The organism is Rhizobium sp. CNPSo 3670 (assembly GCF_057784555.1).
This window is the reverse complement of sequence record NZ_JBXSOL010000009.1, coordinates 203664-229880: the sequence shown is the minus strand read 5'-3', so window position 1 is coordinate 229880 and position 26217 is coordinate 203664. Positions and strand designations below refer to the sequence as shown.

Annotated in this window: 22 protein-coding genes; 11 read left to right on the top strand and 11 right to left on the bottom strand. The window is 61.5% G+C overall.

The window, feature by feature from the left end:
* Window positions 1-169: 169 nt before the first annotated feature.
* From AC13QO_RS12290 to AC13QO_RS12265, 6 genes are all read right to left on the bottom strand, one after another.
* The gene (locus AC13QO_RS12290) at window positions 170-1096 is read right to left on the bottom strand and encodes a ribokinase (RefSeq protein WP_285194031.1); all 927 of its coding nucleotides are present in this window, start codon (window positions 1094-1096) and stop codon (window positions 170-172) included.
* Entirely contained in the window at window positions 1093-1554 is a 462-nt protein-coding gene (locus tag AC13QO_RS12285) for an RbsD/FucU family protein (RefSeq protein WP_488540797.1), read from the bottom strand. Before AC13QO_RS12285 ends, AC13QO_RS12290 begins: the two co-directional genes overlap by 4 nt.
* Window positions 1555-1660: 106 nt before the next feature.
* Window positions 1661-2710, bottom strand: a complete 1050-nt coding sequence (locus tag AC13QO_RS12280; RefSeq protein WP_488540796.1) for a LacI family DNA-binding transcriptional regulator — start codon at window positions 2708-2710, stop codon at window positions 1661-1663.
* A gap of 17 nt (window positions 2711-2727) precedes the next feature.
* Complete coding sequence (locus tag AC13QO_RS12275) at window positions 2728-3639, bottom strand: carbohydrate ABC transporter permease (RefSeq protein WP_488540795.1); 912 nt, start codon at window positions 3637-3639, stop codon at window positions 2728-2730.
* Window positions 3639-4757 carry a carbohydrate ABC transporter permease gene (locus AC13QO_RS12270; protein ID WP_285194022.1) on the bottom strand — a complete coding sequence of 373 codons (1119 nt, stop codon included), beginning with the start codon at window positions 4755-4757 and terminating at the stop codon, window positions 3639-3641. The genes AC13QO_RS12275 and AC13QO_RS12270 overlap by 1 nt, the downstream gene beginning before the upstream one ends.
* A gap of 73 nt (window positions 4758-4830) precedes the next feature.
* Window positions 4831-6471, bottom strand: a complete 1641-nt coding sequence (locus tag AC13QO_RS12265) for an extracellular solute-binding protein (RefSeq protein ID WP_285194020.1) — start codon at window positions 6469-6471, stop codon at window positions 4831-4833.
* 338 nt (window positions 6472-6809) lie between these two features.
* On the opposite strand from AC13QO_RS12265, the gene AC13QO_RS12260 reads away from it, so the two are divergent.
* Both AC13QO_RS12260 and AC13QO_RS12255 read left to right on the top strand, forming a co-directional pair.
* The gene (locus AC13QO_RS12260) at window positions 6810-7877 is read left to right on the top strand and encodes an ABC transporter ATP-binding protein (RefSeq protein WP_488540794.1); all 1068 of its coding nucleotides are present in this window, start codon (window positions 6810-6812) and stop codon (window positions 7875-7877) included.
* A gap of 191 nt (window positions 7878-8068) precedes the next feature.
* Window positions 8069-8371 carry a hypothetical protein gene (locus AC13QO_RS12255; RefSeq protein ID WP_184460002.1) on the top strand — a complete coding sequence of 101 codons (303 nt, stop codon included), beginning with the start codon at window positions 8069-8071 and terminating at the stop codon, window positions 8369-8371.
* A 191-nt stretch (window positions 8372-8562) separates the two neighbouring features.
* Here AC13QO_RS12255 and AC13QO_RS12250 read toward each other — a convergent pair whose 3' ends face one another.
* Both AC13QO_RS12250 and AC13QO_RS12245 read right to left on the bottom strand, forming a co-directional pair.
* Window positions 8563-9147: a cysteine hydrolase family protein gene (locus AC13QO_RS12250; protein ID WP_488540793.1), complete on the bottom strand. Its 585-nt coding sequence runs from the start codon at window positions 9145-9147 to the stop codon at window positions 8563-8565.
* A 75-nt stretch (window positions 9148-9222) separates the two neighbouring features.
* Window positions 9223-11592 (bottom strand): putative bifunctional diguanylate cyclase/phosphodiesterase, encoded by a 2370-nt coding sequence (locus tag AC13QO_RS12245; RefSeq protein ID WP_285194017.1) that lies wholly within the window; start codon window positions 11590-11592, stop codon window positions 9223-9225.
* Window positions 11593-11711: 119 nt separating this feature from the next.
* On the opposite strand from AC13QO_RS12245, the gene AC13QO_RS12240 reads away from it, so the two are divergent.
* Window positions 11712-12518 (top strand): ABC transporter substrate-binding protein, encoded by an 807-nt coding sequence (locus AC13QO_RS12240; RefSeq protein WP_285194016.1) that lies wholly within the window; start codon window positions 11712-11714, stop codon window positions 12516-12518.
* A 79-nt stretch (window positions 12519-12597) separates the two neighbouring features.
* On the opposite strand, the gene fdhA is transcribed toward AC13QO_RS12240, so the two are convergent.
* On the bottom strand, window positions 12598-13788 hold the full coding sequence (gene fdhA / locus AC13QO_RS12235; protein WP_097599176.1) for a formaldehyde dehydrogenase, glutathione-independent: 1191 nt from the start codon (window positions 13786-13788) through the stop codon (window positions 12598-12600).
* Between the two features lie 718 nt (window positions 13789-14506).
* Between fdhA and AC13QO_RS12230 the strand changes: the two genes are divergently transcribed.
* On the top strand, window positions 14507-14941 hold the full coding sequence (locus tag AC13QO_RS12230) for a hypothetical protein (protein WP_285194014.1): 435 nt from the start codon (window positions 14507-14509) through the stop codon (window positions 14939-14941).
* A 154-nt stretch (window positions 14942-15095) separates the two neighbouring features.
* On the opposite strand, the gene AC13QO_RS12225 is transcribed toward AC13QO_RS12230, so the two are convergent.
* Window positions 15096-15992: a DMT family transporter gene (locus tag AC13QO_RS12225; protein WP_488540792.1), complete on the bottom strand. Its 897-nt coding sequence runs from the start codon at window positions 15990-15992 to the stop codon at window positions 15096-15098.
* 110 nt (window positions 15993-16102) lie between these two features.
* On the opposite strand from AC13QO_RS12225, the gene AC13QO_RS12220 reads away from it, so the two are divergent.
* On the top strand, window positions 16103-16978 hold the full coding sequence (locus AC13QO_RS12220; protein WP_285194011.1) for a LysR substrate-binding domain-containing protein: 876 nt from the start codon (window positions 16103-16105) through the stop codon (window positions 16976-16978).
* Here the strand turns inward: AC13QO_RS12220 and AC13QO_RS12215 are convergent.
* Window positions 16953-17951 carry a GlxA family transcriptional regulator gene (locus tag AC13QO_RS12215; RefSeq protein ID WP_285194010.1) on the bottom strand — a complete coding sequence of 333 codons (999 nt, stop codon included), beginning with the start codon at window positions 17949-17951 and terminating at the stop codon, window positions 16953-16955. The two genes, AC13QO_RS12220 and AC13QO_RS12215, sit on opposite strands and share 26 nt — an antisense overlap.
* A gap of 97 nt (window positions 17952-18048) precedes the next feature.
* Here AC13QO_RS12215 and bcoG point away from each other — a divergent pair, with 97 nt between their 5' ends.
* The 6 genes from bcoG (at window position 18049) to AC13QO_RS12185 (ending at window position 26174) form a co-directional block, all read left to right on the top strand.
* Window positions 18049-18951: a 3-dehydrocarnitine:acetyl-CoA trimethylamine transferase BcoG gene (gene bcoG / locus AC13QO_RS12210; RefSeq protein ID WP_488540791.1), complete on the top strand. Its 903-nt coding sequence runs from the start codon at window positions 18049-18051 to the stop codon at window positions 18949-18951.
* Window positions 18952-18958: 7 nt separating this feature from the next.
* Window positions 18959-20449, top strand: coding sequence for a carnitine 3-dehydrogenase (locus tag AC13QO_RS12205; protein WP_488540790.1), 1491 nt, complete (start codon window positions 18959-18961; stop codon window positions 20447-20449).
* A 10-nt stretch (window positions 20450-20459) separates the two neighbouring features.
* Window positions 20460-21620, top strand: a complete 1161-nt coding sequence (locus AC13QO_RS12200) for an acyl-CoA dehydrogenase family protein (RefSeq protein ID WP_285194039.1) — start codon at window positions 20460-20462, stop codon at window positions 21618-21620.
* 4 nt (window positions 21621-21624) lie between these two features.
* A complete protein-coding gene (locus AC13QO_RS12195; RefSeq protein WP_488540789.1) occupies window positions 21625-23679 on the top strand; it encodes an acetate--CoA ligase family protein in 2055 nt (684 codons plus the stop codon).
* Between the two features lie 7 nt (window positions 23680-23686).
* Window positions 23687-24469, top strand: a complete 783-nt coding sequence (locus AC13QO_RS12190; protein WP_488540788.1) for a carnitinyl-CoA dehydratase — start codon at window positions 23687-23689, stop codon at window positions 24467-24469.
* 115 nt (window positions 24470-24584) lie between these two features.
* Window positions 24585-26174, top strand: a complete 1590-nt coding sequence (locus tag AC13QO_RS12185; RefSeq protein WP_488540787.1) for an ABC transporter substrate-binding protein — start codon at window positions 24585-24587, stop codon at window positions 26172-26174.
* Window positions 26175-26217 lie beyond the last annotated feature (43 nt).

The window sequence follows — 26217 nt, the reverse complement described above, 5'->3', positions numbered from 1 at the left end:
CCATTGGCATGTCGCACTTGGAAATAGAATGTACCCTTCTTACAATAATAGATTGCATAATCAGCATTATGGAACAAAAGATTTCGCCAGCCGCGCCAAAGCCTTGCCTGATGGTTTTGGGAGATGGTGGGGCTGACGCGCCTCGCCATCTCCCTGCGACGTCCAAGCATCAGGAGCCGAGCAAGGCGGTGATCTCGGCGCGAGAAGGCATGGCGGGAGCCGTGCCCGGCCGTGTTACCGCAATTGCGGCGGTCGCGCAGCCGAAACGGACGGCCTGGATTGGCGCCTGGCCTTCCGAAATCGCCGTCGCGAACCCGCCAAGGAAGGCGTCGCCGGCCCCGGTTGTGTCGATGACATTTCCCGCCGAAAAGGCGGGCACGAATTCGCTCTGCCCGGCGGTGTGATAGAACGCGCCGCGGGCGCCGAGCGTGATGACCGCTGCTTTCGCACCCCGATCGACCAGGGTGCGTGCCGCTGCACGTGCCTGCTCATCGGTTTCGATCGCATGGCCCACCAATTCCGCTGCTTCAACTTCGTTCGGAACGATGAAATCGCACAGGCCATAGATGCTGTCCGGGATGGCGCTGGCCGGCGCCGGGTTGAAGATCGTTGTGGCCCCTGCCCCCTTGGCGATTGACAGGCCGTGCAAGGCCGCTTCCAGCGGCTGTTCGAGTTGTGTCATGAAAATAGCGGCGTTTTCGATCGCCGCCCGGTTCACCTCGACATCTTCGATGCCGATCAGCCCCGCGGCGCCCGGCACCACGATGATGGCGTTGTCGCCGCTTATCTCGTCGACGAAGATGAAGGCAGCGCCCGTTGAAACCCCTTCCATCTTCATCACATTGGCTGTCACACCCGCTTCGGCATAGGCCGCCAGCGCCATCGCGCCGAACGCATCGTTGCCAACCCGGGAAATGAAGGTCACCTTGCCGCCGGCCTTTGCCGCGGCGATCGCCTGGTTGGAACCCTTGCCTCCCGGCCCGAGGGTGAAACCAGACCCCATCAGCGTCTCGGCGATATGGGGCAGGCGTTTTGCCTTATATGCTGTGTCGGCAGCAAAAATTCCCAGGATGACGATCCCGCTTTTCTCGTTCATCGCACCGCCTCTTCCGCTGGAATGACGCCCTTGGTCAAAAGGAAGCATCCATAGAACCGCAATTCCCCGGTTGCGATTACGCAATAGGCCTTTTTGGCGATTTCGTAGAACGCCATGCGTTCGATGGGATACATCGGCGACGGCTTGCCTTCGGCGCGGTCGACGATCGCCTGTACTTCCTGTTGAATCGGCGGAATTTCATCCGGTTTGCCGATCACTTCCATGCGGCCGACCGAAGGCTGGATCGGCGTGTCCAAAGGCAAGACCGAAAGGACCGCGTCGATCGCCTGCGGCGCGGGAATGTTTTCCATGGTCAGCAGCTTCCCCAGACGCGTCTGGCGGGCGATCGAATCCGACGGAAAATTCATGTCGGAGATGACGAGATAATCGCCATGTCCCATGTCGCAAAGTGCCTGAAGAATGTCGCCGTTGAGTTCGGCCCGAATTCCCTTGAGCATTGATCTTCCATCCTTTCTCTGGCCGGTACGCCGGCCGTTCTTCAATTTCTGTGTCCGTCGACATCCGCCCTGGAGTGCCCTGCGCGCTGTTTCGGACGCTTAGGATCTACGCATCGGGCTTTCCGACAATCGATTCCGATTTTCGGGCCGCTGCGCCGGGTTGCGGGCACGGGCCGCTCGAACCGCGCACGATCAGCGATCCGTCCACCATTTCGTCGCCCTTGCCCGGCGGTTCTTCGAGGAGAAGGCTGACCGCGCGCCGCGCCAACATGTCGGCCGGCTGGCGAATTGTTGTCAGCCGCGGCACCACCAGATTGGCAAGCGAGATGTCGTCGAACCCTGTGACGGAAAGTTTTCGCGGCACGTCGATCTTGAGGTCGCGGGCGGCGCGTAAAGCGCCGATCGCCTGCTGGTCGCTGGCGGCCGCGATCGCCGTTGGCCGGTTCTGCGGCGGGCGTGAAAGCAGCTCGCGGGCGATTCTTTCACCGGATTCGTAGTCGAACCTGCCATGGGCAATTTCCAGTTCGGCAGGCTCGCCGGTTTTGCCGAAGCCGTCCATGCGGCTGACAAAGGCCTCTTTGCGCATGCGCCCTGCTTCAGTGTCGGTCGGCCCGGCAATATAGGCGATGCGCCGGTGCCCTAGCCCATAGAGATGATCGGCAATCAGCGTGGCCGCCTGCGCATGGTTGGTCGACACCAGGGGAAAGGCACCGAAACGCCGGTCCAGCGATATGACCGGCACCGAAGCTGGCAGATCGAGACCAGAACCGTCGCTCGAAGCCACCACGATGATGCCGCGCACCGATCGGTCGAGAAAAGCCGAAACATGGCTCTGCTCCGCCTCGCTGTCGTTATGCGAGCTTGCCAGCATTAGGCTGTGACCGCATTCGAGCGCCGCGCGCTCGACGCTTGCCGCAAGCTGCGCAAAAAAAGGGTTGGTGATGTCGGGAACGACGAGGCCGATCACGTCGGTTCTGCTGGTGCGCAAGGCTCGTGCAGTCACGTTCGGCCGGTAACCGAGCGCCGAGATGGCGTCGTTGACCTTTTCGCGCAGCATGGGTTTGACCGCGGCTTCGCCCGACAGAACGCGCGAAACGGTGCCCACGGAGACGCCCGCATATTCGGCGACATCCTTGACTGTGGGCATCTTCACCATGTTCAAACGTCCCGCGGCTATTTTACCGCTCCTGCGGTCATCCCGGCGATGATGTGTTTTTCCAGCACGACGCCGACGATGACCAGCGGAAGAATACCGGCGGTGGAAAGGGCGGCCATCGACCACCAGTTGATGCCCTGGCTGCCTGTCTGGCTGGCGATCATCACCGGTAGCGTGTTCGTATTGGTGGAAGTCAGCAATGCGGCGAAGAAATATTCATTCCAGCACAGGATCAGCGCCAAAAGGAAGGCGGCAACCATGCCCGGCAGGACGAGCGGCACGATGATGCGGGCAAACGCTCCCCAGATCGACAGGCCGTCGACCAGCGCGGCCTCTTCGAGTTCGACCGGTATGGTGGCGAACTGGTCGCGCATGATCCAGACGACGATCGGCAGAACCATCAGCGTATAAACGGCGATCATGCCGGCATAGGTGTCGAGCAGCGCCAGTTCCTTGTAGAGAACCAGGAATGGCAGGGCGAGGACGACAGGCGGCATAATCAGCTGTGACAGGAAGAAGAAGGAAATGTCGGAATTGCGCATATGGCCGAATTTGTAGGAGAAGCGGCTGAGGCCGTAGGCGGCGAGCGACCCGAGCACGACCGCAAGTGCGGATGCCGTGACGGAGATGATGACGCTGTTCCAGAGCCTGCGCATGAACTCGTCACGCACGGTCGAGATCTGGGGAATCGTATCGGGAGAGAGGCCGAGCGAGCGCCAGCCGAGCCAGTTGGGCGCGAAATTGAACCAGGGGATCAGATTGCCCCGCATGACATCTGCGGCTGTCTTGAACGAGGTTGAAACCGTCCAAAACAGCGGGAAGATGCAGACACAGGCCCAAATGACGAGCAGGCCGTAAATGGCCAAACGCATGGCCCACCAGCGAATGCGTTGGCCCCGTCCATATTTTTCGAAATCGATGCGAACCATCAAAGCCTTCCTGTCATCCGCTTGACGATGCGGTCGGAGATCTTCATCAGCCCCGTCATGCCGAGGACGATGATCACCAGATAGACGAGCGCGAGCAGGGTTCCGTATCCGACATTCGAACGGTCTCGGTATTCGCGGTAGATGAAACTGGTGACGGAATCCGTCGCTCCGCCGGGCCCTCCCGATGTCACCGTGATGATGATATCGGCGAGCTTGAGCTTGAAGATGATGCGGATCATCACTGCCGTGACCGACACCGGCAGCATCAGCGGGAAAATCACCTGCCAGAAGCGCTGCCATTTGGTGGCGCCGTCGACTTCGGCTGCCTCCAGCACCTCCCTCGACAAGGCCTGCAATCCGGCGAGCAGCATGATCATCATGAAGGGAATGAAGGTCCAGGCGTCCATGATCATGATCGAAAGCCGCGCCGTCAGCGGATCGCCGAAAAAGGAGGGGTTTTCCCAGCCGAGCCAGCGGGCCATGCGCGCGATCGGGCCGAAACGGGTTTCCAGCATCGACTTGCCCACCATCCAGCTCACCGCGACCGGCGACAACATCAAGGGCACGAGGAAAGTAACCCGCCAGAACTTCCGGGCAATGATTTCCTGGTTGAGGAGCAGCGCCAGGCCGAAGGCGATCGCATATTCAACAGCAATCGCAAGGCAATAAAGGATCATGTTGAGCAAGGCATTGGCATAGAACGGATCGGCGATCATGCGGCGCACATTATCAAGCCCGTTGAAGCGCCGCCCGGCCGAAGAGGCGAGATTCCAGTCGGAGAAGCCGATCCAGAGCGCAAAGAGCAGCGGGAAGACTACCATCGATACGACGAAAAGTGCGGCCGGCAGAACAAAGAGCGCCTTCTTGCCGGCCTCGCCATATATGACGACGCGGGTGACGCAGAGAACCGCGGCCCAGATGAAATAGGCGTAGAGAACCGGCCGCCAGTTGGCAAAGCCCCAATCGGTCCAGCCAAGTTCGTGGACAGCCTGCAATACAAAGGATGCGATGAACCATGTGGCGCTCAGCCCCAGAACCGCGCGGCCCCAGAAACGGCGGCTCGCGGAAATGGAGCCGGCTTCGACCGTGTGGAGCAGGTCGCCTTCGACTGTCGACATTGATATTCCTCGCCCGGACAGGATGGGCGCCGGCGGAGCCTTTTCAGTCCGCCAGCGCGTTTATGCCAATCGATCAGAGCCCGAGGCTCGCCCGATAGAGTTTCAGCTGGCTATCACGGCCGATCTGGTCGGTGATCTTTTCCCAGGCGGCGGCAATTGCATCCGCGGTTTCCTGTGCCGACTTGTATTGTCCGGCAAAGCCCTTCGCCAATTCGTCCTCCGCAACGGAGTAGTATTGGAAGATGCCGGGGATGCGCGGTTCGATCGCAGCGTTCGGATGGTTGTAGCTGTCGGCGTTCGAACCCAGATAATCCTCGATGTAGGCGCGATCGTAACCTGCCTTTTCCCATTCGTCGTAGTTGAAGTGGGACTGACGATAGGGCTGGAAGCCGGACGGATAGGCCGACGTCCAAAGGGACAGATCCTTGCCGCCGAGATGGGCGGCAGCAGACCAGGCCGCCTTGCGTTTTTTCTCGTCACTGGAGACTCGCTTGGTGACGTAGATGCCCCAGCCGAGGTAGGCCATGTTGGGCGCTTCGTTATACTTGTCTTCCCATTGGCCGGACTTGCGGTTGTAGACGCGGTTGGAGCCGCGGTTGATGCCGAAGCCCACCACGTCGCCGACGACCGACGTATCCGAGGTGCGCGCGCTGGAGCCGACGTCGCCCCACCACATCAGCATGGCGCCGGTGCCTGCCAGGAACTGCGAGAAGGCTGTGGTGCCGGGGTCCGCATTGATCTGGTCGGCAGGATAGGCCTTGGCCGCGATCAGATCCAGCACATCCTGGATCGCCTGGACCCAGGCGGGGTTGTTGACCAGCGGCTTCATATTTTCGGGATCGAACAGCCAAGCCGGATCGCCCGGATATTTGGCATAGGCCGTCGCCCGGTTCTCGATGAAATAGAAGCCGAAGCCGCCCCAGCCCTTGAGCGGGTCGAGATAGCCGTAGGCCGGCTGGCTGGTCAAGGGATCGGTCTTGCCGATCAGCGCCTTGGACGCTGCGTTGACGTCCTGCCAGGTCTTCGGCGGCTCGGCCATGCCGCTGATCGAGCCTTCGCCGAAGTAGTCCTTGCGATAGGCGAAGGTGTGGCAGTCGCCATCGATCGTGACGCGATAGGTCTTGCCGTCCCAGGTGCCGACCGGCGGCTTCAGGTAGCTCACCAGGTCGTCGGCTTCGACCTGCTTTGCAGCCCAATCAGGCATCTCGTCGAGAAGCCCGCGTCCGGCGGTATCGCCTTCGAAAGGCGCACCCATTTCAAGGATGTCGAAATCGACAGTGCCGGTTGCGATCGACTGCTGAAGGCGGGCGTTGTAATCGGCCTGAGCAAGGTCGATCCAGTTGATCTTGGCGCCGGTATAGGCTTCCCAAGGCTTCAGGAAGCCGCGGAACAGGAAGTTGTGCAGATTCTGGTTGTTGAGCCCCATGAAGGTCAGCTCGACGCCGGCGAATTCGCCCTGCTTGACATTGGCCTTGGTCGGGCCGAGGCAGAGCTCGCCGACCTTCTGCCAGTCCGCGTCCGTCGGCGAACCCTTGCCGACGCCCGGGATCTGCAGGATCTGCGCGCGTAGGTCATCGGCGGCGAATGCGGTGCCGGCAATTCCGCCCATCGCGCCGGACAGCCCGAGCAGAGCCGCCGCACTTGCCGTTCCGCGTAAAACGTCGCGGCGGCTTGCCTGACGGCGCATCAGTGCATCGTAAATTTCGACTTTCATGTCTTTCTCCTCCACGTTTGGTGCGCTGCCGCCAGCCATGTTCCGGATAGGCTCCGGCCCGAATTTGGGACTGGTCTCGTGCAGAACTATCTGGTAAACAAGAAAATGAAACGTTTCATAATTCTTGTTTGAAACCGCTCCTCTCGGTCTCATCATTGAGCATTAGACGGGAAGCGGAAAAAGTCAATAAAAAATGAAACGTTTCATGGAGGAGGTTTTGAAGGTATTTCGGGTCGTGGCAGAGCGCGTTTTCGTTGTGCCTCATACGCTGGATACTGTCGAGAGATTCATCCCCTGGAATGTGTGCCTGGGGTGACCGGAAAGCGAGTGGGAGGCATATGGCTGAGGTCAATATTTCAGAGGCGCGGAAGGCATACGGCGCCTTAAATATCCTGCATGGGGTCAATATAGACATTCGCGACGGCGAGTTCGTGGTGCTCGTCGGCCCATCCGGCTGCGGCAAGTCGACCTTGCTGCGCATGGTCGCAGGGCTCGAGAGCATTACCGGCGGCACCATCTCGATCGGCGGAAAGATCGTCAACAATCTGCCGCCAAAGGACCGCGATATTGCGATGGTCTTCCAGAGCTATGCCCTCTATCCGCACAAGACCGTTGCCGAGAACATGGTCTTCGCGCTGCGCCTCCAGAAGCAGCCGGCCGATCTCATCAAGCAGCGCCTGCAGGCGGCGGCCGAAACACTCGACCTCGTGCCCTATCTCGACCGCTATCCGCGCCAGCTTTCGGGCGGCCAGCGGCAGCGCGTGGCGATGGGACGAGCCATTGTCCGATCGCCGCAGGTCTTCCTCTTCGACGAGCCACTGTCGAATCTCGACGCCAAGCTGCGCGTGCAGATGCGCAAGGAGATCAAGGAACTCCACCAAAGACTGAGAACCACGACGATCTACGTCACCCATGACCAGGTCGAAGCGATGACCATGGCGGACAAGATCGTGGTCATGCAGGGCGGCAAGATCGAACAGACGGGAACGCCGCTGGAACTCTACGACCGTCCGCGCAATACCTTCGTGGCCACCTTCATCGGCTCGCCGTCGATGAACCTGCTGAAAGGTCATTACAAGGCCGATGGAGCCGTCTTCGTCACGGAGACAGGCGATGAGATCGCGCTCGGTTTTACCCCGGAGGCGTCCGATGGCCAGGCCGTGCGTCTGGGCGTGCGGCCTGAACACCTGTCGCTCGCTCCGAGCGGCCTGAAGACGACCGTCAACGTCACCGAGCCCACCGGCCACGAGACGATGGTATTTCTGCGCTACGGATCCGGCGAGCTTGTCGCCGTGCTGTCCGAACGTCACGATTTCGAGCCGGGGCAGGCCGTTACGATCGCTGCCCGGCCGGGCAAGCTTCATCTGTTCGATGCGGAGACCGGCAAGACGCTGCGACGGGTTTGAGGAGCCGTCTCCCGATCAATGCAGCATTCCTCGGGGCTAAATACGAAAAGGCTGGCCGCCGTGGCAGTCGATTCCTTGACCTCGTCAATGCGTGACCGATTTTCACCCTGTGGGCTGCTTGTTCGCTGACAGCAGCGGCCGCGGAGGGCATGCCGGAGAGCAACGGGACTCTATGGGCTTGGAGGCGATCAATGCTTTCGACAGACCGAGATTTGAAGCGGGGCGGCGAGCGGTTTCCCATTCCTTCGCAGGGTGAAGTCGAAGGCAGGCTTCTGATGTTTGAAGTGATTGCCGTCACCTGCCTGCAGGAGCTTCTCGCCAAGACGGAGTCGCGCCTGGTTTCCAAGCTTCGCCGGAGACTTATCCATAATCTGAAGGCGAGGTGTGCCCCATTGAAGTTATGCACGGATGACGAAAAAGCTGCAGAGGAATTCGCACTCCAACTTTTGAGCGCAGCTCTGGAAGAAGCCGAAGACGAAAGGCGAGCCGACTAGGCCGCGATCACCCCGGCAGGCGGGTCGCCTGCACGCCTTCACCATCCACCAAGGGTCGGCGGCAGAATTCGGATGCGCCCGTCGCGTTCGACGCCGCGGCGATCGAATTTCACGCAGGCGATCTCGCTGAATACACCGTATTCCCGAAGCCGGCTTTCGTCGCAGCGCGGCGGCGCGGCAGCCTCAGCTTCTCAGCCAAGGCCGCTCAAGAACTCCTCGGTCTCCATGAGTTCGAGCTGCACGGAAAAGCGGTCGTGGAGAAGTTCCAGCGAAGCGTCATAAGTATCGTCGGCGCTGCTGCAGACGGCATCCTTCAGCAGGATGACGCGATAGCCGAGATCGATGGCGCCGAGCGTCGCGGCAAGCACGCAGACGTCCGTTTCCCCACCGGTAATCACAAGGGTGTTGACCCGTTCCGATTGAAGAATCGTGTGAAGGCGACCGTCGATCCAGGGGGAATAGGTGCGTTTGTCGAAACATCTTGCCGGCGGAACATGCGAGGCGAGCGACGAAGTCAGCTCGACGAGGCCATGCGGAAGATGCTCACCTGTCATCATCCACCATTTCCGGTAATAATCGCGCCATTTTCCCGGCATCGCATCCGCATGCTGAGGCGGCATGAAACGGGTGAAGATCGTTCGGGACGGATAGCGGCCGGCGAGCTCCTCGACCTGAGGGGAGATCCGGGCCATCCATGGAACGTGCCACGGCGTGTCTTCGGCAAACATCCGCTGCATGTCGACGCAAAGGTGCCGCCACTCGCCGATCTCGGCCATCACATCCTCCATTCGTCTTGGGGCGTCAACCGCTGCCCGGGGCGAAAGTTCCTGATGCCGAAAGATCAAAGGGCGCTAGGCAATGGCTCCCGGAGCGATCGTCCGTGATGCGGGGCTGCTTTCGGATTTGCCGAAGCAGTCGAGTTCGCGAAGCGGAACCGGTTTGGAGAAGAAGTAGCCCTGGAGGTCGGTGCAGCCGAGGGCGGCCAGAAAGTCCCTTTGATATTCGGTTTCGACCCCTTCGGCCGTCGTTGAAATGCCGAGGTTGCGGCTGAGAGTGACGATGGCGCCGATGATGGCAGCGCCGTTGGCTTTTGCGCCCAGCTGAGAGACGAAGGAACGATCGATCTTGATGCGGTCTATGTCGAAGCGGACCAGGTGGCTGAGGCACGAAAAGCCGGTTCCAAAATCATCCAGCGAAATCTGAACTCCACGGCCACGCAGCGATTTTAGTACCGAATAGACATCCGAGCTATCCTCGATCAGCGAGGACTCGGTGAGTTCGAGCTCCAGGCGCGACGGCGGCAAGCCGGTCTCTTCGAGCACGGCGAAGACCTCCTCGGCGAAGTTGGGCCTTCTCAGCTGGGAGGGAGACACATTCACGGCCACAAAGGTGTCTTTCGGCCAGCTGCTGGCAGCCCTGCAGGCTTCGCGCAGCACCCAGAAACCGAGAGCGTCGATGAGGCCGCCTTCCTCGGCCGCCGGGATGAAGCTGGCAGGCGTCAACAGTCCGCGCTGGCTGTGGCGCCAGCGCACGAGAGCCTCCGCGCCTGACGCCGAGTATCCGCCCTCGGCGCGATGCACTGTCTGATAGTAGACCTCAAGCGATCCGAAGTCCGGTCTGTTGCCGATCGGACCGGGTTGTGGAGCGACGGCCGAGAAGGCCGTGCTCTTTGCCAGAACATCCCGCAATTCGTTCTTGAGGACGTCGCGTGCATTCCTGCCTCCGTCCATGGACGGCGAATAGACGCGCCACTGGCCTCTTCCGCCCATCTTGGCCTCGTAAAGCGCGACGTCGGCATAACGCATGAGATCGTCGGCATTGCGTCCGGCGTCCGGCACCACGGTCACACCAATCGAGCCGCCGACCCGGGCGATCGCTTCGCCCCTCAAAAGCGGGAAGGGTCTGCCAAGTTCGGCAACGATCGCTTCGCAGATGGAGGGCAAGATTTTTTCATCTCTGATGTTCCGGAGAAGCAGGGCAAACTCGTCCCCGCCGAGGCGGGCAAGCGTGTCCCCCGGACGAAGCAACGCGTGAACCCTCTCCGCAGCCAGCCTGATGAGCTCGTCGCCGGCAGCATGCCCGAACGTGTCGTTCACCGCCTTGAAGCGGTCGAGGTCAAGGAGCGCCACTGCCGACCGCTCGGCGGAATTGCGCGTGTCGGCCAAACACTCCTCTAAGCGCATCGCGAATAGGGCGCGGTTGGGAAGGCCGGTCAGCACGTCATGCAGGGCGAGCTGCCTGGCGTGCAGCTCGCTTTTCTTCAGTTCGCCGAGACTGCTTCGCAGGCGGACCAGCAGAACCGAAAACAGGACCGCGATCACCAGGGCGGCAATCGAAAGCGCCGGCATCAAGCGGCCGATCACCCTCGAACCAGGAAGATCAGGCCGCCATACAATAAAGCCGATCGGTTCGCCGTTTGCCGTTGCGTCGATCTGAAACGCAACCTCATTTTCGTCGGCGTCGGCCGTGCGCGCGAAGCGCGCGCCGTTGAGGCCTTGTTGCCGGCTCAACTCGTCGAGCGCCGCGCCGTCGAGAAACCGCACGACGATCAGGAATTGCCGCATCGGCTGCGGCTGCCGCTCGGCGGCTTCGTTGACGGCAACGACGCCCACGATCGTCGGCCGGCCTTCGAGCCGCATCAGATTGGCCAGTGCATGGTTCGAGCGAGCGGTATTGGCCGCTCGGCTATCCAATGACGATGGGATCCGTTCGCTGGAAGCGGTGCCGTGGTGCGCCGTCAGGCGCGCGTCTTTCAGGAGAGGCAGAAAGAGCGGTTTCATCCAGCGATAGCGCTTTTCGGTTTCGGCGTCGGTCAGCATGATCAGCTGCGCCTTGTCATCGACGACGAAGGCCTGGTCATAGCCGAAGGCCGACATCGCAGTGTGGCTGATCGCACTCCCGGCCGCCGCCGTGAGAACAGTGTCGAGGCTGGAGGAAACTCCGGCTGCCCGGGAGGCCGGATAGACGCCGGAGAGGTAGCCATTGCCGAATTGACCAATGACATGCGCCACTTGATCGACCTGTTCCCTGAGGCGCGCATTGACAAGCTGACGTTGTCGATCGAGGGCTGCCGCGTCGCTCTCGGTTCCCGCCCAGAGTGCGGAAAGCACGACCAGTCCGATCGCTCCGAGCCCGCTGACAGCGATCAGGAATAGAATTCTCCCCGAAGCGATCCAGGATTGCTGAAACGAATTGGAGCTGGAAGGGACAACGATGTGCAAGCCTAAACCCCTGAACCCACCACGGGCGCATTCGTGGACGCTAACAAATAAGCGTTCACGTAGAATTAAAGGCTGGGGCGCACTATGGCGGAGACTACGCCACACAAGGAGTTCCGACGATGTTGCGCCTATCCATTCAGACTATACTGCGCGGAGCGCTGATGGCGGGCGGATTGGGCCTCCTTCTCGCCGCCGCCTCGCCGCTGCAGCTGGCTGCGCAAGATCGCACGCCTCTGAGAGTTGCCGTCGAAGGAGCATTTCCGCCCTTCAACTATCTCGATGCAAATAACCAGCTGCAAGGCTTCGACATCGATATCGCCAACGCGCTTTGCGACGCCGGCAAGTTCGAATGCCAGTTCATCATCGAAAAGTGGGACGACATGATCCCCGATCTCGTCGCCGGCAAATACGACGCGATCATCTCGTCCATGTCGATGAGCCTGGAGCGCCGCCAGAAAGTCGCTTTTACCGAGAAATATTACACTAGCCCGTCGGTGTTCATCGCCCGGAAAGATTCGCCGATCAGCGACGTCAGCCCCGCCGCCCTCAGCGGCAAGAAACTCGGAGTGACATCGTCCACAGCGCAGGAATCCTATGCTAACCACCTCTATCCTGACCTGAAGAAGACGGTTTTCCGGTCTTCGCCGGAATTATACAAAGGCCTGTCGGACGGGCGGGTCGACATTATCCTTGAGGATAAACTCGCCATTTATGACTGGATCGCCAACACGAAGGCGGGAACCTGCTGCGAGTTCAAGGGGCCGGATCTGGTCGACGTCACCTATTTCGGCGAGGGTGCCGGCATCGCGTTGCGCCTGGATGACAAGGAGCGTCTTGCGCGCCTGAACGAAGGCTTGAGGGCCATCAAGGCCGACGGGACCTACGACATGATCAACGCTAAGTATTTCCCGTTCAGCATCCAGTAGTTTTGCCAAGTTAAAACTAAATAGCGCCGCGCTTCGAAAAGATGCGCGGCGCTGTCGGTTTGGTCTTCGGTCCTTCGCTTTATGCGGCTTTCGCGACGTCTCCATGTGGGTCGAGAACAAACTTCGTCGCCGCCCCATGATCGAAGCTCTCATAACCTTGGACGGCATCTTCGAGCGGGATGACCTTGGCGTTGACGATGTCGGCGATCGGCAGCCGGTCATGGAGGATCGCCTGCATGAGCTGGCGATTATATTTGAGCACCGGAGTCTGGCCGGTGTGGAAGGACTGCGCCTTTGCCCAGCCAAGACCGAAGCGAAGCGAGAGATTGCCGTGCTTGGCGGCATTGTCGACGGCGCCCGGATCCTCGGTCACGTAGAGGCCGGGAATGCCAATCGAGCCGGCGGCGCGGGTGATCTCCATCATCTGGTTCAGCACGATTGCCGGCTGTTCGCCGCCCGAATGGCCGCGTGCCTCGAAGCCGACCGCGTCGATGGCGCTGTCCACTTCGTTGCTGCCGACGACTTCAGCGATCATGTCGCCGAGACGGTCGCTCTTGGAGAGGTCGATGGGCTCAAAACCGACTTTCGCCGCATGTGCGAGGCGGTCCTTGTTGAAATCGCCGATCATGACGACCGCAGCACCGAGGATGCGAGCCGAAGCCGCAGCCGCTAAGCCGACAGGACCGGCACCGGCGACATAGACTGTCGAGCCGACGCCGACGCCTGCGCGCACTGCACCGTGAAAGCCGGTGGGCAGAATGTCCGAAAGCATGGTGAGATCACGGATCTTCGCCATCGCCTTGTCCCGGTCCGGAATTTTCAGCAGGTTGAAATCGGCATAGGGAATGGTGACGTAGCGTGCCTGTCCGCCGATCCATCCGCCCATGTCGACATAGCCGTAAGCGCCGCCGGCGCGAGCCGGGTTTACGGTCAGGCAGACGCCGGTATCCTGAGATTTGCAGCAACGGCAACGGCCGCAGGCGACATTGAAGGGCACCGAGACGATATCGCCGATCTCGAGCATCTCGACATCGACGCCTTTCTCGATGATTTCGCCGGTGATTTCATGGCCGAGGATCAGGCCTGGCATTGCCGTCGTGCGGCCGCGGACCATGTGCTGGTCGGAGCCGCAGATATTGGTGGAGATCACCTTCAGGATCACGCCGTGTTCGATGCGGCGGCCGTCCGGCGCTTCCAGCTTCGGATCGTCGATATCGCGGACTTCGACCTTTCCCGGCCGGAGATAGACGACGCCTCTGTTCTTGCTCATGGATTCCTCCCATGTGTTGAATGCCTCGAGCTGCAACCGATGCAGTCGACGGCAAGCTTTCCTCCGGCCTGCCTCCTCTGCAGTCCGGTATTCACATCGCCGCATCGGGCGATATTCGAATTTCGCAGCTAGGCGGGGACAGGCTGGATCGAGGAGAGAGTGGCACGATAGGTCTGGCCTGTCGTTCCGCTCGTCATCGCCCGCCGCAATCCGGAGATCTGCTGCGCACAGAGCTGGTTCGGGCTCCAGAACCTCCTTTCGATCCGTCTCGATCTCTGGGTATCAAGCCAGCGACCGCCTTGAGGACTTCAGTTCTACCACCGCCGCGCGGCAGCGCGCCGGCCGCTGGCCAGCCTCGCATGTTCATGTCGCCAGCTTGCAAGGCAGCGCCGTGAACATGACCAGAAAACCATGCCTGGTCGAAAACAGCGCCCGAAAAAGCGACATGGGCGCACCTCCAGGCGACAGGCGGCAAAGCCGCAATCACTTTCCGTGGGGAACGACAGATTGATCTCGCGAATGCGGCAGTTTTCCGGATCGCTCCGGATGATGTGATCGCAACTGTCGGGCTTCGCACCGCTGAACATGTGGCACTTGTAATCACATCTTTCGGCCAGCAGCAGATGTCGTTTTCAATCGTGATTGGACTTCGGCTGTGACCTGAGCGAGGCTGTTTCTGGGAGCGGACCATCTATTTTTCCGGGGATAGGAGGCCGAAATGGAACAGCATGCACTCGAGCAATTGAAAACGATCGCTAAGGTCAGCCCGACCTATGAGCGCCTTGAAATGACGAGGCGCGAACGCCTAGAACGGTGGGCGGACATTCTGGAACGCAGCCCTAAGCCGTTTCTCAGAACGCTTCACGAGACAGAGTATCAGCCGATTGCCGATCGGCTCGCCTTGCGTGACGACGACACTCCGATCTCTGTTGCGTTCGCTGATCCCATTCTGCGGGCGGCAGGAATGGAAAACGACAGCTATGGCGAAGCCAGGCGGTTCTTCGAACTCAGTGATGAGCAATTGCATGACCTGGTCTGCTTTTGCCATTTCGGGGAACGCGTCAGCGCTGCGACACTAGCTCGCCGCGTACGAAAGATGGCGGCTCATAAACCAGGCGGGTTTTTCGCTCAGCTTCGTGCGTTCTTTGGCTAGTTGAGGCTGAGGCGGCCACCTGGAACTATCAAAGGGGGTGGCCCCACCGCCGGCTGAAACGGCCGTCACGGCAATCGCATGGTCGCTCATCGGCGCATGAGCGAACACGACAAGATTCGTCAGCGGAGCGGAGGACAGGCGGCAGCCAGCCGCCCTATGGCCGGCGGCCCCGATTGAAATCGACCGCCGTATGCCAGAACACGGCGCCGAGGATGATGGCGCCGCCAGAATAGGTGGCGACGGGCGGCTCTTCGGAAAATAGCAGCCAGACCCAGAAGGGCGTCAGCACGATTTCCATCGTGCCGATCAGCGCGGCTTCGGCCGGCGGCATTCGCTTTGCCCCGGCGAGGAAGAGTACCAGCGCCAGCGAGAAATTCGTCGCCCCGAAGGCGGCTAGCACGATCCAATTGTGCAGATCGAGCGAGCCGACCGAGCCGAAGGGCGCGAAGATGACAAGCGTCAGGAAAGCGCTGACCACGGTCGGCGGCAGGCTCGGCACGCCGGGATCGATGCGCGGAATAATGATGACGAGCGCGAAGGAGGCGGTCATGCCGAGCGCTAAGAGATCGCCCCAACCGGTGCCGCCGCCGATCGACGAGGCGACGATGATGCCGACGCCGAAGAGGGAGACGGCGCCGGCAATCATCGTTCGCCTGGCCACTCTCTCCTTGAGGATGAGCCAGCCGAACAGCGCGGCGATGAAGGGGGTCGTCGCGTAAATCATCGTCACATTGGCGACGGTGGTCATATAGAGCGCCCCGATGAAGCATCCCTGACTGAAGGTCTGGCATGCGATCATTGCAAGTCCGGACGGATGGAAAACGGAGTGCCATTGCCGCCGCGAGATGCCCCCTTCGAGGAAAAGGCAGGGGATCAGCAGAAACAGGCCTCCGAACAACGACCGCCAGGCGATCGCCGTCCATACGTCGGTCGTGAGCAGCCGCGAATAGACGCCGCTCGCACTCCAGGCGAGCGTCGCGGCAACAATGAGAAGCACACCCTTCTCGTGCTCGCTGCCTGCGAGGCGCGTGGTCGGATTGTCGATGGTCACCACAGATTCTCAAAGAAGGAAGTCGAACGCCGCCCATTCCTGCGCCAGGATTTGACATTAGACAAACGAATAGTAGAGATGACTATCATCGATTTTTTCTATGGCTGACCATGCACGAGCCAATCGAAAGCGACCTGTTGAGAACCTTCCTGGTCGTCGCCGAGACATCGAATTTCTCCGCGGCTGCCCAGCGGATCGGCCGGACGCAGTCCGCCGTCAGCACCCAGATCAAGAGGCTTGAGCAGACGATCGGCGAATGCCTCTTTGAGCGCGGCGCCCGCGGCGTGCTGCTGACGCGCCAGGGCATACAGCTGGTGCCTTACGCCCGCAGGGTCATTGATCTCCTGAACGAGGCGGCCGCGACGATCCGCAGAAAGCCGCTGGACGGGCCGGTGCGCATCGGAATTCCCGAGGAATACAGCCAGACAGTTTTGCCGGCAGCGCTTGCTGCTTTCGCTGTGCGTCACCCGGCTGTCGAGGTCACCGTGTCCTGTGATTATACATCACGCAACCTCGCCGCCCTGGAGCGGGACGAACTCGATCTCGCCGTCGTTTTCGACTGGAGCGACCAGACGAAAGGTGAGGTCATCTGCATCGATCCCACAGTCTGGGTCACCTCGATGGTCCACCGGCTGCACGATCTCGACCCCCTCCCCATTGCGACCTATCGCAACTCCACCTGGTCACGTGATTTTGCGCTCCGGTCGCTGGAGCAGATCGGCCGCAACTATCGCATTGCTTTCATTGCCGATACGGGTTCGGGACTGAAGAATGCGCTGACCGCAGGCCTTGCCGTGACAACGCTTTCGCGCAGCAGCATCCCGCCCGGCTGCCGGGAGCTGACCGCCGAAGACGGTTTCCCGCCGGTCGATTCCTCGAAGGTGGTGCTCCGCCGCAGCACCTACCGTTCCACCGAAGCCATCTGCGAGCTTGCCGAGATGATTCGGGACGCGTTCCAGCCTACGTCGCCGCTGCCGATGACGTGATGCGGCGGCGCAAGCGGCGCCTTGTCTCGGACGGGCTTTCGGAAAAACTCGCCCGGTAGCTTCTGGCAAAGGCCGAGGCCGAATTGAAACCGGTTGCCGCCGCGATATCGGCGAAGGAGGCCGTCGTCTCGATCACCTTGCGGCGCGCCGCATTCAGGCGCAGTGCGAGATAATGCACATGCGGCGGTGCGCCGATGCTCTGCTGGAAAAGATCCTGCAGATGCCTGGCGCTGATGCCGACCCTGCGGGCGATCCGAGTGAGGATCAGGGGCTGCTCGATATGTTCCTCCATCAGCCGCACCGCCTGCGCCACGCGGGGATCGTGCATGCTGAGCCCCGCCGAGGCTGCGGAAAGCGGTTCGTCGCCATGAAAGGAGGGCTGCTCGTAGCGGAACAGCCGGCTGACTTCGAGCGCCAGCGAATAACCTTGTCGCTGCCTGATGATCTCCAGCATCAGGTCGATGGTCGGCAGCGAACCCGATGTCGTCAGTCGCTTGCCGTCGATGACAAAACGATCCTTGACGGCCCGCACCTCAGGATAAGCAAGCGCAAAATCCTCGTAATCTTCCCAGTGAACGGTCGCTGGCTGCCCGTCGAGCAAGCTCGCCTCCGCGAGCAGCCAGGTGCCTGACTCAATGCCGGCGATCACCGTGCGGTGGCGGGCGGCCTGGGATAGCTGCATCTTCAGCGCCGGCGTGGCGCTGCCGCGCCAGTTGTAGCTCGCAAGCACGAAGAGCGGTCTATCCTCGGCCGTCGCCCGGAAGATCCCGTCCGCCGGAATGGCGATGTGGCTGGTGGTCGGAACCGGCGCTCCGTCCGGTGTCAGGAGCCGCCAGCGGTAGAGCTCGCTGCCGGAAATGCGATTGGCGCCGCGCAGCGGCTCGATGACCGACGCGATCAGGATCAGGTTCGTATCCGGAAGGACGAGAAGGTCGATATCGAGCCGCTCGGTCGATCGCTGTAGCAATGTCACCTCCACCGATTCCGATAATGTATCAAGAGCTTCTGAAAGCGTAAAGCATCTCTGTTCATGTTGTCGCGTAATGACCACAAGACGGGAGAACAAAACCATGCCTCTAGCGATGAACCGCGATGTCTTCATCACCTGCGCCGTGACCGGCGCCGGCGATACGGTTTCCAGATCCAGCCACGTTCCCATCACTCCCAAGCAGATCGCGGATTCAGCGATCGACGCCGCCAAGGCTGGGGCGGCCGTTGTTCACTGCCATGTCCGCGATCCGGAAACCGGGGCCGCCAGCCGCCGCAATGATCTCTACAGGGAGGTCACCGACCGCATCCGCTCGGCGGATATCGACGTCGTTCTCAACCTCACCGCCGGAATGGGCGGGGACCTGATCTTCGGGGGTGTCGAAAGCCCCCTGCCCCTCAATGCAAAGGGCACCGATATGGCGGGCGCCAGCGAGCGTGTCAGCCACGTCGCCGAGTGCCTGCCGGAGATCTGCACCCTTGACTGCGGCACGATGAACTTCAACCTCGGCGACTATGTCATGACCAACACGCCGGCCATGCTGCGGGCGATGGCAAGCAAGATGACGGCTCTCGGGGTGCGGCCCGAAATCGAGGCCTTCGACACCGGCCACCTCTGGTTCGCCAAGCAGCTCGCCGAAGAGGGGTTGATCGAAGACCCCGTGTTGATCCAGCTCTGCATGGGCATTCCGTGGGGTGCTCCTGACGACCTCAACACGTTCATGGCGATGGTCAACAATGTGCCTGCGAGCTGGACCTTTTCGGCCTTCTCGATCGGCCGCAATGCCATGGCCTATCCGGCCGCGGCGGTTCTGGCGGGTGGCAATGTGCGTGTCGGCCTGGAGGACAACCTCTTCGTCGGCAAGGGCCAGCTCGCCACCAATGCGCAGCTCGTCGAAAAGGCCGTGCAGGTGGTGGAAGGCATGGGCGCGCGGATCATCGGTCCGGAAGACGTCCGCAAGAAACTCAAACTGACGAAGCGCTGAGGGCGGCATGACAGGGATCAGCAAGGCAGCTTGTATCGGCGGCGGCGTCATCGGCGGCGGATGGATCGCTCGTTTCCTGCTCGCCGGCATCGACGTCGATGTCTTCGACCCGCATCCGGAGGCGGAACGCATCGTCGGCGAAGTGATCGCCAATGCCGAAAAGGCCTATGCCATGCTGACCGGCGCACCGTTGCCGCCGCGCGGCCGGCTCACCTTCTGCAAGACATTGGAGGAAGCGGTCGCCGGCGCCGACTGGATCCAGGAAAGCGTGCCGGAACGGCTCGACCTCAAGCGCGGTGTCTTGACGCAGATCGATGCCGCGGCACGGCCGGATGCCCTGATCGGCTCATCCACGTCAGGACTGCTGCCGACCGACCTGCAGCGGGACATGAAACATCCCGAACGGCTGTTTGTCGCCCATCCCTATAATCCGGTCTATCTGCTGCCACTGGTCGAAATCGTCGGTGGCGAGAAGACATCGGCGGTGACCATCAAGGCGGCGATGGACAAACTGCCGCCGATCGGCATGAAGGGCGTCCACATCGCCAAGGAGATCGAGGCCTTCGTCGGCGACCGGCTGCTCGAGGCGCTCTGGCGCGAGGCCCTATGGCTTATCCACGACGACATCTGCACCGTCGAGACGCTCGACGACGTCATCCGTTATTCCTTCGGCCTGCGCTGGGCGCAGATGGGCCTGTTCCAGACCTACCGCATCGCCGGGGGCGAGGCCGGGATGCGCCATTTCCTCGCCCAGTTCGGGCCGTGCCTCGCCTGGCCTTGGACCAAGCTCACCGATGTGGTGGATCTCGACGATGCGCTGATCGAAAAAATCGGCCGACAGTCCGACGAACAGGCGGCAGGGCTTTCGATCCGCGAGCTCGAGCGCATCCGCGACGAAAATCTCGTCGGCATCCTCCAGTCCCTCAAGGGCGGCCACGGCGGCAAAGGTTGGGGTGCCGGCAAGCTGCTTAAGGATTTTGAGCAGTCGCTTTGGGCGAAAGGAGGCGGCGCGACAGCGCCTTTCGATCCGTCGAAGCCGCTGAGGCTCGTCGAAACCAAGGTGAGCCCTGCCTGGGTCGATTATAACGGCCACATGACCGAACACCGCTACCTGCAGGTTTTCGGTGATACCTCGGATGCGCTCTTGCGTCTTGTTGGTGTCGATCTCGCCTATGTCGAGGCAGGCCATAGCTACTATACGGTCGAAAGCCACATCCGCCATCTCGGCGAGGCAAGGCTCGGGCAGGCGATCCATTCGACCTGTCAGGTGCTCGCCGCCGATGACAAACGGCTGCATGTCTTCCACACTCTGTACGATACGGCGACGGGCGAGGCTCTCGCCACCGCCGAGCACATGCTGCTGCATGTCGACAGCAAGATGGGTAAGGCGGCACCGGCGCCGGCCGCCGTGCTCGACAAGGTCAGGATGATCGCTGCGGCTCATTCGGAATTGGCGCTGCCCGAAGGCGCCGGCCGTTATGTCGGCCAGAAACGGTAAGAGGATCGGCATGGATTTCGGCCTCAGCGAAGAACAGCAAATGATCGTCGACACGGTTCGCGCCTTTGTCGAGACCGAAATCTATCCGCATGAGAGCGAGGTCGAGCGGACCGGCATCGTTCCACCGGAACTCGGCCGCGAGATCCAGCGCAAATGCATCGATCTCGGCTTCTACGCCTGCAACTTTCCGGAGGAGGTCGGCGGTGCGGGCCTCGATCATCTGACCTTCACGCTGGTCGAGCGGGAGCTCGGGCGCGGCTCGCTGGGTCTGACGGTTTTCTTCGGCCGGCCCTCCGGCATTCTGATGGCCTGTGAGGGCGAGCAGCGTGAGCGTTATCTCCTGCCCGCGGTGCGCGGCGAGAAGATCGACGCGCTTGCGATTACCGAGCCGGATGCCGGCTCCGATATGCGCGGCATGAAATGCGCTGCACGCCGCGACGGCGGCGACTTTATCCTGAACGGCACGAAACATTTCATCTCGCATGCCGATGTCGCCGATTTCGTCATCGTCTTCGCCGCGACCGGGGAGGAGGAAACGCCGAAAGGCATCAAGAAGAAGATCACCGCCTTCCTTGTGGATCGCGGCACGCCCGGGTTCGAAATCCTCAAAGGCTACGAGTCCGTTTCGCATCGCGGCTACCATAATTGTACACTCAGCTTTGAAGACTGCCGCATTCCCGAAGCCCAGGTGCTGGGCGAGGTGCATCGCGGCTTCGATATCGCTAACCAATGGCTTTACGGCACGCGGCTGACGGTTGCCGCCACCTGCGTCGGCCGGGCGCGGCGCGTCTTCGACCTGGCGCTCCCCTATGCCGCCGAGCGGAAGCAGTTCGGCAAGCCGATCGGCGCCAATCAGGGTGTGTCGTTCAAGCTTGCCGACATGATCACCGAGATCGATGCGGCCGACTGGCTAACGCTTGCCGCCGCCTGGCAGGTCGACGCCGGTCGTCCCGCCGACCGGCAGATCGCCTCCGCCAAGCTCTACGCCTCCGAGATGCTGGCTCGCGTCACCGACGAGGCTATCCAGATTTTCGGCGGCATGGGCCTGATGGACGACCTGCCGCTCGCCCGTTTCTGGCGCGACGCCCGCGTCGAGCGCATCTGGGACGGCACCTCCGAGATCCAGCGGCACATTATCAGCCGCGATCTGCTTCGGCCGCTGGGAGCATGAGCCGATGACCTCAAGACCGCTCGACCGCCTGCTCAGACCGCAAACGATCGCCGTCTTCGGCGGCCGTGAGGCACGCAGGGTGATCGAGCAGTGCGACCGCATGGGCTTTTCGGGCGAGATCTGGCCGGTTCATCCGAAACTCGACGAGGTGCTTGGGCGGCGCTGCTATCGCTCCCTCTCCGATCTGCCCGCGGCACCGGATGCCGCTTTCATCGGCGTCAACCGAACGCTCACCATCGACATCGTGCGCAGCCTTTCGCTGGCCGGCGCCGGCGGCGCCGTCTGTTATGCATCGGGCTTCAGCGAGGCGACGGCGGAACTTGCCGATGGCGCCGAACTGCAGCGGGCCCTTGTGGAAGCGGCCGGTGGCATGCCGATCCTCGGGCCGAACTGTTACGGGCTGATCAACGGCCTCGACGGCGCTTTGTTATGGCCTGATCAGCATGGCATGCAGCGCGTCGAACGCGGTGTCGCGATCCTTACGCAGTCCTCCAATATCGCCCTCAACCTGACCATGCAGACGCGCGGACTGCCGATCGCCTATGTGGTCACATCGGGCAACCAGGCGCAGACATCGCTTGCCGATGTCGCCTGCGCGCTCATTGAGGATCAACGGGTCACGGCGGTTGGCCTTCACGTCGAAGGGTTCGGCGACCTTACCGGCCTGGAACGCCTTGCCGCTATGGCCCGTCGGTCGAAGAAGCCTGTCGTCGTGTTGAAGGTCGGCAGGTCCGAGCAGGCGAAAGACGCGGCCGTGTCGCATACAGCTTCGCTTGCCGGCAGCGATGCGGTGGCCGATGCCGTGCTCGCCCGCCTCGGTCTCGGCCGCGTCCAGAGCCTGCCGGCGCTGCTCGAAACTCTGAAACTGCTGCATCTTGCCGGCCCTCTCCCAAGCTATTCGATTTCGTCCATGAGCTGCTCGGGCGGCGAGGCTTCCCTGATGGCGGATGCCGCCGTCGGCCGGAAAGTGGAATTCCCCGCCCTGCAGCCGCAGCAATTGCCGCGGCTGCGCGAGGTGCTCGGCGAGATGGTAGCGCTTGCAAACCCGCTCGACTACCACACCTTCGTCTGGGGCGATCTCGCGCGTCAGACGGAGGCATTCAGCGCCATGTTCAAAGGTGGCTGCGCACTCAATCTCGTGGTTCTAGATTTTCCCCGCGACGACCGGTGTGATTCATCCGAGTGGACGACGACGACAGACGCAGTCATCGCCGCAGCCTCCGCGACCGGTGCGCTGGCCGGCGTGCTCGCTACCCTTCCCGAGAACATGCCGGAGCCGGTTGCCGCCCGTCTGATGTCAAAGGGCATCGTCGCCTTCTCGGGTATCGACGAAGCCATCACCGCGGCGGAAGTTGCCGCTGGGATCGGCGAGGCCTGGGATCGTCCCCCTCCCCTGCCGCTCCTCAACGTCGTCCCCGTTGATGGCGAGCTCGATACGCTGTCGGAAGCCGATGCGAAGACCGAGCTTGCTGCCTGCGGCCTCCCTGTTCCCCGGGGGCTGCAGGCTTTTTCTCCTCGCGAAGCCGCCGAGCAGGCCGAGCGGCTCGGTTTTCCCGTCGTACTGAAGGGGCTCGGCATTGCGCACAAGACCGAGGCCGGCGCCGTCGTGCTCAACCTCAAAGATCCAGAGGCGGTGACGAATGCGGCGGCGGCGATGCCGCCGAATGGCGGTTATCTCGTCGAGAAAATGATCGATCCGCCAGTCGCCGAGCTCATTGTCGGCGCCAGCCGGGACCCGGTCTTCGGATTGTCGCTGACATTGGGAGCGGGCGGAATCTTCGTCGAACTGCTCGAAGATTCCGTCGTCCTGCCGCTTCCGGCGACGAAAGCCGATATTGGTGCGGCGATTTCATGTCTTAAAATCGCAAAGTTGATCCATGGCTATCGCGGGCGTCCGCGCGGCGATCTTGAAGCCACTATAGACGCCGTCGCAGCTACGGCAGAATATGTCGTAAAGAATGCGGTGCGCCTTGAGGAACTAGACATTAATCCCTTGATGGTTCTTCCCGAAGGGCGCGGTGTTGTTGCAGTTGATGCTCTCATACGGCGAAGGAGGTAGCGCAGGTTTGAGCGACTACATTCGTACACGAAGTGACGGCGGAATATTGGAAGTCGTCATCGACCGGCCGAAGGCAAACGCCATCGACCTCGCGACCAGCCGCGCCATGGGATTGATCTTCCGAGATTTCCGCGACGACCCCGACTTGCGCGTTGCCATCGTCACGGGTGCGAGCGAAAAGTTTTTCTGCGCCGGCTGGGATCTGAAGGCGGCTGCGTCGGGCGATGCGGTCGACGGCGACTATGGCGTGGGTGGCTTCGGCGGGCTGCAGGAACTGCGTGACCTCAACAAGCCCATCATCTCGGCGATCAACGGCATCTGTTGCGGCGGCGGACTGGAGATCGCGCTCTCGACCGACCTCATTATCGCCGCCGAGCATGCGACCTTTGCCCTGCCGGAAATCCGGTCGGGCACGGTCGCCGATGCGGCTTCGATCAAGCTGCCGAAGCGCATCCCCTATCATATCGCGATGGACATGCTTTTGACGGGTCGCTGGCTCGACGTCCACGAAGCGCATCGCTGGGGTTTCGTCAATGAAATCCTGCCCGCCGATCGCTTGATGGCGAGAGCCTGGGAGCTTGCCCGGCTGCTCGAAAGCGGGCCGCCGCTCGTCTATGCTGCAATCAAGGAAATCGTTCGCGAAGCGGAGGGTTCGACGTTCCAGACTGCCATGAACAAGATCACCAAGCGGCAGTTTGCGACCGTCGATCGGCTCTATTCGAGCGAAGACCAATTGGAAGGCGCGCGGGCTTTCGCGGAGAAGCGAAGCCCCATTTGGAAAGGACGATAAGGAGGCGGCAGCAACCGCGCATTTTCCCGCATGATGCGGGCACCGGAGGCGGAGAGGAAACCGCCTGCGATTCTGCCCGGAAGTTCTGTCAACGCACCAAAGAAGGAACAGGGGAATGAACGACTACACCAAATATCTCACAAGCCGCGTCACCGCCGGCGGGCTCAGCCGCCGCGAATTCATCGGACGCGCCATGGCGGCCGGCATCACACTTGCCGTTGCCGACAAACTCTTCACCGAAAGCGCAGAAGCCGCCGAACCGAAGCACGGTGGTCACCTGAAGCTCGGCCTCGAAGGCGGTGCCGCCACCGATTCCAAGGATCCGGCGAAATTTCTGTCGCAGTTCATGTTCTGCGTCGGCCGCTGCTGGGGCGATATGCTGGTCGAATCCGATCCGCTGACTGGGGCTGCCGTGCCGGCGCTCGCCGAATCCTGGGAGCCGTCGAAGGATGCGGTCACCTGGACCTTCAAGATCCGCAAGGGCGTCAAGTTCCACAACGGCAAGGAACTGACGATCGACGACGTCGTTGCAACGCTGAAGCGCCACACCGACAAAAGCTCGGAATCAGGCGCGCTGGGCGTTCTCGGCTCGATCAAGGAGATCAAGGCCGATGGCGGCAATCTCGTCCTGACGCTCAGCGAAGGCAATGCCGATATGCCGCTGCTGCTGTCGGATTACCATCTGGTGATCCAGCCGAATGGCGGCGTCGACGATCCCTTGGCCTCGATCGGTACCGGACCTTACAAGCTGACGAGCTTCGAGCCCGGCGTCCGCGCTACCTTCGAGAAGAACAAGGACGACTGGCGCACCGACCGCGGCTACGTCGATTCGATCGAGATCATCGGCATGAACGACGCCACTGCCCGCATCGCGGCCCTGTCGTCGGGCCAGGTGCACTACATCAACCGTGTCGACCCGAAGACGGTCAGCCTGTTAAAGCGCGCACCCAACGTCGAGATTCTCTCGACAGCCGGCCGCGGCCATTATGTCTTCATCATGCATTGCGATAAGGCGCCGTTCGACAATAACGACCTGCGCCTGGCGCTCAAGTACGCCATGGACCGCGAAACCATGGTGCAGAAGATCCTCGGCGGTTACGGCAAGGTGGGCAACGATTTCCCAATCAACAGCACCTATGCGCTGTTCCCCGAGGGAATCGAGCAGCGCACCTACGATCCCGATAAGGCCGCCTTCCACTACAAGAAGTCAGGTCATAGCGGTTCGGTTCTCCTGCGCACCTCCGAAGTCGCCTTCCCCGGCGCCGTCGATGCGGCTGTCCTTTACCAGGAAAGCTGCAAGAAGGCGGGCATCGAGATCGAGGTCAAGCGCGAACCGGGTGACGGGTACTGGACCAATGTCTGGAACGTCCAGCCCTTCTCGACCTCCTACTGGGGCGGCCGTCCGACGCAGGATCAGATGTATTCCACCGCCTATCTCTCGACGGCGGACTGGAACGACACCAAGTTCAAGCGCCCTGACTTCGACAAGCTCCTGCTGCAGGCGCGCGCCGAGCTTGATGAAGCCAAACGCAAGGATATGTACCGCACCATGGCGATGATGGTGCGCGACGAGGGCGGCGTGATCCTGCCGATGTTCAACGACTTCGTGAACGCCTCCACCAAGCAGGTGAAGGGTTATGTCCATGACATCGGCAACGATATGTCGAACGGTTACGTCGCAACCCGTGTCTGGCTGGACGCCTAGCGGCGAAGGGCGCACGCCCTTCCGATCCCCAACGAAGCCGGGA